Origin of the sequence: Streptomyces sp. NPDC053560, from assembly GCF_044544605.1 — a bacterium.
Lineage (GTDB): Bacteria > Actinomycetota > Actinomycetes > Streptomycetales > Streptomycetaceae > Streptomyces.
In genome coordinates this window covers 145,308-157,557 of the sequence record NZ_JBITXI010000012.1, presented here as the reverse complement: position 1 = coordinate 157,557, position 12,250 = coordinate 145,308, and the positions used below count along the sequence as shown (strand labels likewise).

The 12,250-nt window shown below is 73.5% G+C and carries 11 protein-coding genes; 6 read left to right on the top strand and 5 right to left on the bottom strand.

Annotated features, from left to right (window positions below; genetic code table 11):
• The first annotated feature begins 143 nt into the window (after positions 1-143).
• On the top strand, positions 144-809 hold the full coding sequence (locus ACIGQF_RS27800) for a thymidine kinase (protein ID WP_399715469.1): 666 nt from the start codon (positions 144-146) through the stop codon (positions 807-809).
• A gap of 120 nt (positions 810-929) precedes the next feature.
• Here ACIGQF_RS27800 and ACIGQF_RS27795 read toward each other — a convergent pair whose 3' ends face one another.
• Complete coding sequence (locus tag ACIGQF_RS27795; RefSeq protein ID WP_399715466.1) at positions 930-1,694, bottom strand: VOC family protein; 765 nt, start codon at positions 1,692-1,694, stop codon at positions 930-932.
• A gap of 379 nt (positions 1,695-2,073) precedes the next feature.
• Here ACIGQF_RS27795 and ACIGQF_RS27790 point away from each other — a divergent pair, with 379 nt between their 5' ends.
• Entirely contained in the window at positions 2,074-2,910 is an 837-nt protein-coding gene (locus ACIGQF_RS27790; RefSeq protein WP_399715463.1) for a sulfurtransferase, read from the top strand.
• Between the two features lie 332 nt (positions 2,911-3,242).
• Here ACIGQF_RS27790 and sepH read toward each other — a convergent pair whose 3' ends face one another.
• Entirely contained in the window at positions 3,243-4,346 is a 1,104-nt protein-coding gene (gene sepH / locus ACIGQF_RS27785) for a septation protein SepH (protein ID WP_399715461.1), read from the bottom strand.
• Between the two features lie 484 nt (positions 4,347-4,830).
• Here sepH and ACIGQF_RS27780 point away from each other — a divergent pair, with 484 nt between their 5' ends.
• Entirely contained in the window at positions 4,831-6,075 is a 1,245-nt protein-coding gene (locus tag ACIGQF_RS27780; RefSeq protein ID WP_399715458.1) for a hypothetical protein, read from the top strand.
• A gap of 48 nt (positions 6,076-6,123) precedes the next feature.
• On the opposite strand, the gene ACIGQF_RS27775 is transcribed toward ACIGQF_RS27780, so the two are convergent.
• Positions 6,124-7,443, bottom strand: coding sequence for a D-arabinono-1,4-lactone oxidase (locus ACIGQF_RS27775; RefSeq protein WP_399715456.1), 1,320 nt, complete (start codon positions 7,441-7,443; stop codon positions 6,124-6,126).
• On the bottom strand, positions 7,403-8,674 hold the full coding sequence (locus ACIGQF_RS27770; RefSeq protein ID WP_399715454.1) for an MFS transporter: 1,272 nt from the start codon (positions 8,672-8,674) through the stop codon (positions 7,403-7,405). Before ACIGQF_RS27770 ends, ACIGQF_RS27775 begins: the two co-directional genes overlap by 41 nt.
• Before the next feature lie 153 nt (positions 8,675-8,827).
• Here ACIGQF_RS27770 and ACIGQF_RS27765 point away from each other — a divergent pair, with 153 nt between their 5' ends.
• Complete coding sequence (locus ACIGQF_RS27765; protein ID WP_399715452.1) at positions 8,828-9,976, top strand: ferrochelatase; 1,149 nt, start codon at positions 8,828-8,830, stop codon at positions 9,974-9,976.
• A 127-nt stretch (positions 9,977-10,103) separates the two neighbouring features.
• Entirely contained in the window at positions 10,104-10,934 is an 831-nt protein-coding gene (locus ACIGQF_RS27760) for an inositol monophosphatase family protein (protein ID WP_399715450.1), read from the top strand.
• Positions 10,935-11,065: 131 nt separating this feature from the next.
• Here the strand turns inward: ACIGQF_RS27760 and ACIGQF_RS27755 are convergent, their stop codons facing one another.
• A complete protein-coding gene (locus ACIGQF_RS27755) occupies positions 11,066-11,239 on the bottom strand; it encodes a hypothetical protein (RefSeq protein ID WP_361562937.1) in 174 nt (57 codons plus the stop codon).
• Positions 11,240-11,594: 355 nt separating this feature from the next.
• Between ACIGQF_RS27755 and ACIGQF_RS27750 the strand changes: the two genes are divergently transcribed.
• On the top strand, positions 11,595-12,248 hold the full coding sequence (locus ACIGQF_RS27750; protein ID WP_030062975.1) for a response regulator transcription factor: 654 nt from the start codon (positions 11,595-11,597) through the stop codon (positions 12,246-12,248).
• Positions 12,249-12,250: the final 2 nt, after the last annotated feature.

Genomic DNA, 12,250 nt, shown 5'->3' with positions numbered 1-12,250 from the left:
ATCCGTCCGCCCTGAGCCCCCCCGTAACCCCGCCCTCGTGACCCCCTCCCCGTAACTCCCTCCCAGTAACTCCACTCCCCTCTTCGTACGACCCGATTGCCGTCGGTACGGCCCGACGCGCCCGAAAGGCGACCACATCCCCCATGGCTGAACTGGTGTTCTTCAGCGGCACGATGGACTGCGGGAAGTCGACGCTCGCGCTGCAGATCGAGCACAACCGCTCGGCCCGCGGCCTGCAGGGCATGATCTGCACCCGGGACGACCGGGCGGGTGCCGGCCGGCTCTCCTCGCGGCTGGGCCTCGCCGTCGACGCCATCGAGGTGGCTGACGACCTGGATTTCTACGCCTACGTCGTCGGCCGGATCAGCTCCGGGGCCCGTGTCGACTACGTCATCGCCGACGAGGCGCAGTTCCTGACCCCCGCCCAGATCGAGCAGCTGGCCCGCGTGGTGGACGACCTGGAGCTGGACGTCTTCGCCTTCGGGATCACCACCGACTTCCGCAGCAAGCTCTTCCCCGGCTCCCAGCGGCTGGTCGAACTGGCCGACCGCATAGAGGTGCTCCAGGTCGAGGCACTGTGCTGGTGCGGCGCCCGCGCGACGCACAACGCCCGTACGGTGGGCGGGCAGATGGTCGTCGAGGGCGACCAGGTGGTCGTGGGGGACGTGCACGCGGCCGGGACCGAGGTCGGGTACGAGGTCCTCTGCCGGCGCCACCACAGGCGCCGTCAGACCGCCGCCTCCGCGCACGCGGCCGCGCTCTCCCCGGACGTCCTTCCGGTCGACGCGGGGAGCGAGCCGGCGGCGTGAGCCGAGGCAGAGGGCCGGTCGGGGGTGACCAGGAGGGCGAGTCAGGGGTCTCGGGGGAGGCCCGGTAGACGATCCGCTCAGCGCTGAATCCTGTGGAACTCAGCGCTGGATCCCCCGGACTCAGCGCTGGATCACCCGGAACTCCGCGCCCTCCGGGTCGGTTACCACCGCGAGCCGCCCGTGCGCCGAGTCCCGTGACTCGCCGGTCACCCGTCCGCCCAGCTCCACGACGCGGCGGGCCGCCGCGTCCGTGTCGGAGACCGCGAAGTACGTGGTCCAGTGCGGCCCCTGCTCACGAGGGAGCGCGTCGCCCACGCCCCGGATGCTCGCCATCGGGCGCCCCTTGAGGCACAGCGTCACGCGGTCGGGGCCGGGCCCCGCCTCCGTCTCGAAGCCGAAGACATGCTCGTAGAAGGTGCCCGCCTCGGCGACCTCTCGGGTCACGAGTTCGTTCCACACCAGGGTGCCGGGCTCGCCGACCACCGCCGTGCCCTTCATCGTGTGGCCCTGCCAGACCCCGAAGACCGCGCCCTGCGGGTCCGAGGCCAGCGCCATCCGCCCCGCCCGGTCGGCGTCCAGCGGCCCGACCCCGACCGTGCCGCCGCAGGCGCGGATGCGCTCCGTGGCGGCGTCCGCGTCGTCGCTCGCGAGATAGGGCGTCCAGGCGATGGCCAGCCGCCGCTCCGGTGGCAGTACGCCGATGCCCGCCACCTCACGGCCGGCGAGCAGCGCTCGTACGTAGGGGCCGAGTTGCTGCGGCCCGGGCCGGAAATCCCAGCCGAACAGCGCACCGTAGAAGTCCTGCGTCGTGGACAGGCCGTGCACCATGAGACTCACCCAGCACGGAGTGCCGGGCACCCGCGGACTCGCTGCCTCGGTCGTCATCGTCGCTCGCTCCTCGGGCCATCGGGGGACCGTACGGGTCAGGGGCTGTGCCGTGCAGATGCTCGCACCCTCGGGTGCGTTGGGCGGGTCGGCCGCGCCGCCCGTCGTCCGAATCGTGAGAACCGGGTGCACGGCTGTGCCGGAGAGCGCCCGATGTGATGAAGCAGGTTCGTTTCTGCCGATGTCACCGCCCGGTGTGACGGCCCTCCTGCCGGCCTGCTGCCGGTCTCCTGTCCAGCCGTGCCTGCGGACCTCCTGGTACGCGGCCCCCGCCCTCTTCGTGCAGCCGGGCACCGCCCTCTTCATGGGCCGCCCTCCGCGCCGGACAGACTTGCCCATGATCGGCGTGGCCCGGCCGTCACTGCGCGAGGATGGGGCCATGAATGCCATCATCTCCGCTTCCGAACTGGCGAGCGAGCTTGCGGGCGGTACGCCTCCGGTGCTCCTCGATGTCCGCTGGCAGCTCGGCGGCCCGCCCGGGCGCCCCGAGTACGAGGCGGGCCACATTCCCGGTGCCGTCTACGTCGCTCTGGACACCGAACTGGCCGGGCCCGCGGGCGCCGCCGGCCGGCACCCCCTCCCGGCCCCCGAGGTCTTCACCGCCGCCATGCGCGCGGCCGGGATCTCCAAGGACAGCGAGGTGGTCGTGTACGACGGCGCCCAGGGCTGGGCGGCGGCCCGGGCCTGGTGGCTGCTGCGCTGGGCGGGGCACGAGTCCGTACGCGTCCTGGACGGCGGCCTCGCGGCGTGGCGGGCGGCGGGCGGTGAGCTGACCGCCGAGGAACCCGCTGTGGAGCCCGGCGACTTCACGGTGGCCCCCGGTGGCCTGCCGGTGCTGGACGCCGACGAGGCGGCGGCTCTGGCCCGTCGTGGGGTGCTCCTGGACGCGCGGGCGGGGGAGCGTTACCGCGGCGAGGTGGAGCCGATCGACCCGGTCGCCGGCCACATCCCCGGGGCGCGCTCCGCGCCGACGAACGAGAACGCCACCGCCGACGGGACGCTCCGGCCGGCCGCCGAGCTGGCCGAGCGCTTCGCCGCTCTCGGGGCCGTCCCGGACGCCGAGGTCGGCGTCTACTGCGGCTCGGGGGTCTCCGCCGCCCACGAGATCCTGGCGCTGGCCGTGGCGGGCGTACCGGCGGCCCTGTACGTCGGCTCCTGGAGCGAGTGGTCGTCCGACCCGTCCCGCCCGGTGGCCACGGGGGCCGAAGCGGGCTGACCGGGACCGGGCGTACGAGGCGGACGTACCGGGGCGACCCTCACCCCACCGCTGCCGCTACCGGGGCGTACGTACCCGGGCGGCAGCGCGTGGCCGGCCGCGGACCGCGGACTATCCCCCCGCGGCGGGGCCAGCCCTCCAGCGGCTGGGGGCACCCATGCAGAACCCCCAGGGGCAGGCACCTGCATGCCCCCCCGGGGTGCCCGTGCAGAACAAGCTGCAGGACCGTTTCCGCACCTGGAGGCCGAAGTTGCTCCGCATCTTCCGTATCTAGGGCCGAAGCCGCCAGGCCGTTACCCGGGCCCGGCCGCCCGCGCCCGACCGCCGGGCGGTCAGGCGTCCGGCTTCTTGCCGCGTCGCGTGCCGAAGACGATCTCGTCCCAGCTGGGCACGGCGGCGCGGCGGCCGGGGCGGACGCCGTCCGCTTCGGCCTGGCGGTCGGTGGTGCCCTTCAGCCGGTCCCGGTGCCCCGCGACCGAACGGGGCATCAGCACGTCCGCGTACGCGGAACCCGCGCCCGCGCTCGCGGCGGGGGCCGGCGGCTCCTCGACCTCGGCCTCCGTCTGCGGCTCGTCGTCCGGCGGCGTCTTCGGCTCGGGGACGACCAGGTCGCCGCGGAAGCTCGGCACCGCCTCCAGGAGGCTGGTGAGCGAGTCCCGTGGGTCCCGCTCGTCGAACTCCTCGGCCGAGGCCGCGGGCACGTCCTCGTCCTCGGCGGCCTGCGGCGCGAGCCGCTCGGCCGGCTGCTGCTGGTCCAGGGAGCGGTCCAGCGGCCGGTCCCGGGGCAGCCGGGCGATCCGCGGGACGAACGGGAAGCTCGGCTCCGGGGTGTCGTCGGTCTCGCCGATCAGCGACCGCGCCTCGTCGTCCACGGCCTGTACGAGCCGCCGGGGCGGGTCGTACGTCCAGCTCGCGGAGTGCGGCTCGGTCGCGACGCGGTAGACCAGCAGCACCTCCCAGGTGCCGTCGTCCCGGCGCCAGGAGTCCCACTGCACGCTGTCCTTGTCGGCGCCGCGCAGCAGCAGCCGCTCGGCGACCGCCTCGCCCAGCTGCGGACCGGTGTTCTCGCCGGGGCGGCGCACGGGTGTCTTCCGGGCGCGCTCGGCCATGAACGCGCGCTCTGCCAGTACGGGGCCCTCGAAGCGCCGCACCCGGTCGACGGGGATACCGGCGAGCTGGGCGACCTCCTCGGCGGACGCGCCGGCCCGTATACGTGCCTGGATGTCGCGTGGCCGGAGGTGGCTCTCCACCTCGATCTCGATCTGGCCCAGGCGTGCACGGTCGTTGCGCACCGCGGCACGCAGCCGCTCGTCGATCGGCAGCGTGTACTCGGTGCTGTCCGCAGCCTTGAGCACCAGCCGTGTGCCGTCGTTCGATACGGCCACGACACGCAGTTCGGGCATGGGGACCTCCCGGGTGGTGCCTGCCGACGTCACGTGCGTCGCTGCTTCCGCTAGTCGAGTGTGGCCTGCCCGGGTGCAGCCTGCCACAACATTGCCGAGTTGCCCGGCGCGTCAGGCAGTGTCCCTGAAACGCCGTTATGACACGGTAACCAGTTTGCGACCTCCGGTGACCGTACCGGTTGCCCTGTGTACCAGCCCCCGTGCCGAATGACGGCGCCCCGGGGCGGGTGCCGCCTTGGAGGCCCCTCCCCTGGGTCCGGGCAGCCGGACGGGAAACCGGGGCCAGGATTCGCAACAGTACTCCATTCGGACCACCGCGGTGGGTAGCCGCGCCGCCAAGTTTTCGCTGGACAGCGGAGTCCGGTCGCCTTGTCGACCTCTCTACATCCGGGTCGCCCGGCGACGTACGCCGAAAATGTGGCCTGCTTCACAGAATCGCCAGAAACGGAACTATCCAGTTCGCCCAAATGTCCCTTCTGTGTGCAAGACCGATCGAAGCGTCGATCAAGGGCGTGGAATGGACGACAGAACCGATAGCCACACAAAGAAGACCGGGAAGGAGAAACGTCTCGACCTGAGCATCCCCCAGGTGGCGGGCGGTGCGCTCGCCGCGGCGGTCGCCGCCTACCTTGCCGGTCGGCTCGGCGTCTACGGAACGGTCATCGGTGCGGGCGTGGTGAGCGTGGTCGCCACCACGGGCGGGTCGATCTTCCAGCACCTCTTCCGCCGCACGGGCGAGCAGGTCAAGGAGGCGACGGTCAGTACGCGGCCCAAGCCGCGCCGCCGACAGCAGCTCGGTGGCCGGGCGGCCGCTCCCGGTACGCCCGCGCGCGAGGCCTCGGCGGCCGCATCGGCTCCCGATCCGGGCGTGACGATGGTCCTGCCCACGTTCGGCCGCGACGGCGCCGAGGACGAGGTGACCTCTGTCGCGGCAGCCATGGACCGGGCCGCCGAGCGCGAGCCCGGTACGGGGGCCGCCGCTGCTCCTGGAGCGGCGGACGCGACACGGGCGCTGCCCGTGCTGTCGGAGGTGGCCACCCGTGCGCTCCGTCCCACCGCCCCCGAAGGCGCGGAGGACGAGACCCGCCCCGTGTCCCGGCACGAGGACGAGACCCGCCCCGTGCCGCGGCATGACGCGCGCACGATGGCGCTGCGTACGGTCGCGGAGCCGCCCGGCGGTGCTTCTGTGACGCCGCCCGCCGGTGCCTCCGTGTCGGAGGCCCCCGACGAGGAGGTGGGCCGGACCCTGTACGGCACCCGATGGCGGGGCCGGCGCCGTACCTGGCTCGTCGGGCTGGCGGTCTTCCTGCTGGCGATGGCCGGGGTCACCGCCTTCGAGCTGGCCACCGGGCACGACGCGTCGGGCGGCCGCGGCACGTCCGTCACGAATCTCCTGCGGTCCGGCGGTGGCGGCGGCAGCGCCCCGTCGACGCCGGCGCCCTCGCCGAGCACGTCGACCGGGGACACGGAGAAGGGCGGCGGCGCCACCGGGTCGCCGACGCCGCAGCCGGAGACCTCGGACGGCGGCTCCTCGTCCCCCTCGGGTTCGGGCACGTACAAGGGCAGCGGGACGGGGAGCGGGCCGGACGGCGCTTCCACCTCGCCCAGCCCGTCGCCGAGCGACGGGGGCGAGCCCTCCTCGGATCCGGCGCCGACGCCGACCGACGGCACGGACGACGGCGCGACCGGCGATCAGGGCACGGACGACGGCTCCGGCGGCGCCCAGGACGCGCAGCGGACGCCGGCCCCCGGCTCCTCCTGAGGCCGGGCGCCAGCCCCGCGGGTCACGCCCCGGGGCCGGCGCCGCGCCTCAGTCGCCGAGCACCCGCCGCAGATACGGGTTGGCGAACACCCGCTCCGGGTCCAGCCGGTCCCGGAGCGCGGTGAACTCCCCGAAGCGCGGATACGCCGCCGCCAGGTAGGCCGCGTCCCGGGTGTGCAGCTTGCCCCAGTGCGGCCGGCCGCCGTGCGCCGTCATGATGCGCTCGGCGGCCGTGAAGTAGGCCTCGTACGGCGTGCCCCGGTACATGTGCATCGCGATGTAGGCGGTGTCCCGCCCGGAGGCCGTGGACAGCGGGATGTCGTCGGCGGGCGCGGTGCGCACCTCCACGGGGAAGCTGATCCGGAACCCGGATCGCTCCACCAGCGCGCGCAGTTCCCGTAGCGCGGCGACCGCCGCCTCCCGGGGGACGGCGTACTCCATCTCCACGAAGCGCACCCGGCGGGGGCTGGTGAACACCTTGTACGGGATGTCGGTGTACGTACGGGCGGAGAGCGCGCGGCTGGAGAGCTTGGCGATGCCGGGGATGGTGGCGGGCAGCGCCTTGCCGACCGCGCAGGCGACCTGGAAGACGCCGTTGGAGAGCAGCTCGTCGTCGACCCAGCCGCTGACGGTGCCGTTCGGTGCCGCGGGGCCCTGGCTGCGGTTGTTGCGCTTGGTGTTGCAGTTCCCGGTGTGCGGGAACCAGTAGAACTCGAAGTGCTCGTTCTCCGTGACGAGGGCGTCGAAGTCCTCGGTCACGCGGTCGAACGGCATGGGCTCTTCCCGGGCGGTGAGCAGGAACTCCGGCTCGACCGCGAAGGTCAGCTCCGTGAGGACGCCGAGCGCGCCGAGGCCGAGCCGGGCCGCCGCGAAGACGTCCGGGTTCTCCTGCGCGGAGCAGCGGAGTACGGAGCCGTCGGCGGTGACCAGCTCCAGGCCCACGATCTGCGCGGAGAGGGAGGCGGAGTCCCGGCCGGTGCCGTGGGTGCCGGTGCTGGTGGCCCCGGAGACCGTCTGCTCCATGATGTCGCCCATGTTGGCCAGCGACAGGCCCTGCCCGGAGAGCGCCGCGTTGAGGTCCTTCAGGGGCGTGCCGGCGGCCACGGTGACCGTACCGGCGGCGCGGTCCACCTTCCGTATGCCGGTCAGCCGCTCGGGGCGTATGAGGAGGCCGTCGGTGACCGCGGCGGGCGTGAAGGAGTGGCCGGTGCCGGCCGCCTTCACGGTGAGCCCGTCGGCGGCCGCTTGCCGTACCGCCGCCGCCAGCTCCTCGGTGGAGGCCGGTGCCATGCTCCGTACGGGGTGGGCCTGGACGTTCCCCGCCCAGTTACGCCACACGTTCTCCCGAGTCGCTCGAACCACTGTCATGTGCGCCCAGCCCTCCCGTCACCGGGGGCAGGGGTGCCCCCGCCCGCGTAGGCGCCGGCCGCAGCCGGCGGTATCCGAGGAACGCGACCGCGGCCGCGAGCGCTCCCGCCACGGCCGGCACGGCGTACCCCGCACGGGCCCCGGCCGCGTCCACCACCCAGCCGGCGGCCGACGAGCCGAGCGCCACCCCGACCGCGAGCCCGGTGCTCGTCCAGGTCATGCCCTCGGTCAGTTGTGCGCGCGGTACATGCTGCTCGACCAGGGCCATGGTGGTCACCATCGTGGGAGCGATGGTCAGGCCCGCGACGAAGAGCGCCACGGCCAGGAACGGCAGGTTCCCGACCAGTTGGAGCGGGATCATACTCACGGCCATGGCGAGGACGCCCAGGACCCAGCGGCGCGCTGCGGGGCCGGCCGGGCGCAGCATCCCGAAGACCGCGCCTGCCGAGCAGGAGCCGAACGCGTAGATCGCGAGGACGAGGCTGGCCGCGCCCTTGTGGCCCTGGGTCTCCGCGAAGGCCACCGTCACCACGTCGATCGCCCCGAAGATCGCGCCGGTGGCCGCGAAGGTGACGACGAGGACCTGGAGACCCCTGGAGCGCAGCGCGGAGCCCTTGGTGTGGTGCTCGCGGGGGTGCGGTACGGGTTCGGTGGCGCGCTGCGCGGTCAGCCAGAAGACGCCCGCCGCCAGGAAGACGCCGGCCAGCAGCGGCCCGGCTTCGGGGAACCACGACGTGGACAGCCCGATGGCGAGGATCGGCCCGACGATGAAGCAGAACTCGTCGACGATCGACTCCCAGGAGTACGCGGTGTGCAGCATCTCGGGGGAGGCGCGGTGGACCTCGGCCCATCGGGAGCGGACCATCGCGCCGACACTCGGAACGCAGCCCGCGCAGGCCGCGAAGACGAACAGAGTCCAGTCGGGCCAGCGCTGCTGAGCGGCCACGAGCAGGGCGGCGAGCGCGGCCAGGGAGACGAGCGTGGCGGGGCGCAGGACACGGCGCTGGCCGTGCCGGTCCACCAGGCGGGAGATCTGCGGGCCCAGTACCGCGGCCGCCAGGGCGACCGTCGCCGAGAGCGCGCCCGCCAGTCCGTACCGGTCCGTGAGCTGGGAGACCATCGTGACGATGCCGATGCCGGTCATGGAGAGCGGCATGCGCCCCAGGAACCCGGCGGCGGAGAAGGACTTCGTGCCGGGGCGGGCGAACAGGGCGCGGTAGGGACTGGGCAAGGGGGCGCTCCGCCAGGTGAGGATCCGCGGGGACCGCGGGAGGTCGGTACAGGGTGGCAGTAAGGAACGTACAGCAGCCATACAGCTTACGGGTGACGCACGGAAGGCGCCTCCGGTTTTCCGGCTGTCAGTGGCGGGTGGGAGGATCGAAACATGCCCGAACAGTCAGTGCCTGCTCCCTATGACGCCCTGCTCCTCCTCTCCTTCGGGGGGCCCGAAGGGCCCGACGACGTGGTCCCGTTCCTGGAGAACGTGACGCGCGGCCGCGGCATCCCGCGTGAGCGGCTAAAGGAGGTGGGCCAGCACTACTTCCTGTTCGACGGTGTGAGCCCGATCAACGCGCAGAACCGCGACCTGCTGGACGCCCTGCGCAAGGACTTCGCCGAGCACGGCCTGGACCTGCCGGTCTACTGGGGCAACCGCAACTGGGCGCCGTACCTCACCGACACCCTGCGCGACATGGTCCGCGACGGCCGCCGCCGCATCGCCGTGCTGGCCACGAGCGCGTACGCCTCGTACTCCGGCTGCCGGCAGTACCGGGAGAACCTGGCCGACGCGCTCGCCGCCCTGGAGGCCGAGGGCCTTGAGGTGCCGCGGGTCGACAAGCTGCGGCACTACTTCAACCACCCCGGCTTCGTCCGCCCCATGGTCGACGGGGTGCTCGCCTCCCTCGCCGAGCTGCCCGAGGAGGTCCGCGCGGGCGCCCACCTCGCGTTCACCACGCACTCCATCCCCACCGCCGCCGCCGACACCTCGGGGCGGCCGGAGGAGCACACCGAGGGCGGCGAGGGCGGCGCGTACGTCGCCCAGCACCTGGACGTGGCACAGGTGATCGCCGAGGCGGTGCGCGAGGAGACCGGCATCGCCCACCCCTGGCAGCTCGTCTACCAGTCGCGCAGCGGCGCCCCGCACATCCCCTGGCTGGAGCCCGACATCTGCGACCACCTGGAGACGCTGCACACGCAGGGTGTCCCGGCCGTCGTGATGGCCCCCATCGGCTTCGTCTCGGACCATATGGAGGTCAAGTACGACCTCGATACGGAGGCCACGGCCAAGGCCGCCGAGCTGGGTCTGCCGGTCGCCCGCTCAGCCACCGTGGGCGCCGACCCGCGGTTCGCAGCGGCCGTCCGCGACCTGGTCCTGGAGCGTGCGGCGGCGGAGCGCGGCCGCTCCCCGGAGCGCTGCGCGCTCGGCGCCCTGGCCCCGAGCCACGACCTCTGCCCGGTCGGCTGCTGCCCGGCCCGCAGCCCCCGGCCCGCCGCCGCGGGCGCCGACTGGAGCGGCGTGCCGGCGGGGGCCTGATCGCACGCCCCGGGCCGCCCGACGGCGTGCGGCCCGGCTGCCCGGCCCGCGGGCGTACGCGCCGCGGCGGCCCGCGGGCCGGCCGTGAGCGCCGCCCGCGGGACCTTCCGTACGAACAAGGAGCACCGTGTCCGATCCCCTGAAGGACGCCTCGCCGTACAGCGGTGAACTGAAGGAAGAACTCCTCGTGCTGGCCTTGGAGGCCGCCCGCCGGGCCGGTGAGCTGCTGCGCGACGGCCGCCCCGCCGATCTCGGGGTGGCGGCCACGAAGACCAGCCCCATCGACGTCGTCACCGAGATGGACATCGCCTCCGAGAAGCTGATCACCGGCTTCCTCTCCGAGCGCCGCCCCGAGGACGGCTTCCTGGGGGAGGAGGGCGCCAGCTCCGAGGGGACCAGCGGGATCCGCTGGGTCATCGACCCCGTCGACGGCACCGTCAACTACCTCTACGGCCTGCCCTCTTGGGCGGTTTCCATCGCCGCCGAGAAGGACGGCGAGACGCTCGTCGGAGTGGTCGCGGCGCCGATGCGCGGCGAGACCAGCCACGCCGTGCTCGGCGGCGGCGCCTTCCTGAACGGCGCGCCGGTCCGGGTGCGGCCCGCGCCGCCACTCTCCCAGGCGCTGGTCGGCACCGGCTTCGGGTATGTGGCCGAGCGGCGCGCCGCGCAGGCCGCCGTCCTGGGCTCCCTGCTCCCGCAGGTGCGCGACATCCGGCGCGGCGGCTCGGCCGCGATCGACCTCTGCGACGTGGCCTGCGGCCGGCTGGACGCCTACTACGAGCGCGGTCTGAACCCTTGGGACTACGCGGCCGGCGAGCTGATCGCCCGTGAGGCCGGCGCGCTGACCGGCGGCCGCGCCGGCGACCCGGTCTCCCCGGGCCTCGCCGTCGCCGCCTCCCCGGCCGTCTTCGAGGCGCTCCAGCCCCTGCTGGAGGACCTGGGAGCCTGGCACGACTGACGCGGGGCCTGGGCGCGGCGTACGGACGCGCGTACGCCGCCGTACGGCCCGTGCAGGCGCCCGGACACGACGAAGCGCCCCGGCACCGTCCCCTCGGTGCCGGGGCGCCCTTCGTACGGGGCGGGCGGGGATCAGACGCTGGGCGCGCCGACCTCCACACCGTGCTCGGAGGCCAGCCGCTGCAGGTCCTCCAGCTCGGCCTGCTCGACGTCGGCGAGGAAGTCGTCGCCGGTTTCGCGGGCCCGGTCCAGGTCGGCTTCGGTGCTCTTTATGCGCTGCAGAATGCCTGCGGTGAACGCGTCCATGGTGCGCCCCCTCGTCGTGGGTCGGTGGCACGGGGGTGTGCCGACGGGTGTGGGCCCCTCGTCCACGGGGGTGTGGCTGAGGGAGATCACGGCGTGGTCCCCGCGGACTGCCGTCCGGTCCCGGTACGGCGTCATGCAAGGCGTGATCGCGAGTGTGCAATCGTCCTCCCCAAGCCGAACCTCACGGAAACCTCAAGAAGTCGGTGAATCGCTGCCAATCGGGTAGCCGCGGTCCCGCGCCGAGCGTCCGCACCTCCTCTTACAGCCGGTTTACGGCTCTTCGGGGCAGGATGGATGTGCTCGAAAATTGTGTGCGCCCCCCTGTTCGGCGGGGCCGTGAGGAAGGACTAGCGACGTGCGTGTACTCGTCGTCGAGGACGAGCAGCTGCTCGCCGATGCGGTGGCCACCGGACTGCGCCGGGAGGCCATGGCGGTCGACGTGGTGTACGACGGCGCGGCCGCGCTGGAGCGCATCGCGGTCAACGACTACGACGTCGTCGTGCTGGACCGCGACCTCCCGCTGGTCCACGGCGACGACGTCTGCCGCAAGATCGTCGAGCTGGGCATGCCCACCCGTGTCCTGATGCTGACCGCCTCCGGCGACGTCAGCGACCGCGTGGAGGGCCTGGAGATCGGCGCCGACGACTACCTCCCCAAGCCGTTCGCCTTCACCGAGCTGACCGCCCGCGTACGGGCCCTGGGCCGCCGTACGACCGTGGCGCTGCCGCCCGTCCTGGAGCGGGCGGGCATCAAGCTCGACCCGAACCGCCGCGAGGTCTTCCGCGACGGCAAGGAGGTCCAGCTCGCGCCCAAGGAGTTCGCGGTGCTGGAGGTCCTGATGCGCAGCGAGGGCACGGTCGTCTCGGCCGAGCAGCTCCTGGAGAAGGCCTGGGACGAGAACACCGACCCGTTCACGAACGTGGTCCGGGTGACCGTCATGACGCTGCGCCGCAAGCTCGGCGAGCCCGCGGTGATCGTGACCGTACCGGGCTCCGGCTACCGGATCTGAGC

What these genes read in the sequence shown, in the direction of transcription:
- ACIGQF_RS27775 (WP_399715456.1), bottom strand. Translation starts at nt 7,443, where the DNA reads ATGACAGTGGTTCGAGCGACTCGGGAGAACGTGTGGCGTAACTGGGCG.
- ACIGQF_RS27780 (WP_399715458.1), top strand. Translation starts at nt 4,831, where the DNA reads ATGGACGACAGAACCGATAGCCACACAAAGAAGACCGGGAAGGAGAAA.
- ACIGQF_RS27795 (WP_399715466.1), bottom strand. Translation starts at nt 1,694, where the DNA reads ATGACGACCGAGGCAGCGAGTCCGCGGGTGCCCGGCACTCCGTGCTGG.
- ACIGQF_RS27790 (WP_399715463.1), top strand. Translation starts at nt 2,074, where the DNA reads ATGAATGCCATCATCTCCGCTTCCGAACTGGCGAGCGAGCTTGCGGGC.
- ACIGQF_RS27765 (WP_399715452.1), top strand. Translation starts at nt 8,828, where the DNA reads ATGCCCGAACAGTCAGTGCCTGCTCCCTATGACGCCCTGCTCCTCCTC.
- ACIGQF_RS27755 (WP_361562937.1), bottom strand. Translation starts at nt 11,239, where the DNA reads ATGGACGCGTTCACCGCAGGCATTCTGCAGCGCATAAAGAGCACCGAA.
- ACIGQF_RS27800 (WP_399715469.1), top strand. Translation starts at nt 144, where the DNA reads ATGGCTGAACTGGTGTTCTTCAGCGGCACGATGGACTGCGGGAAGTCG.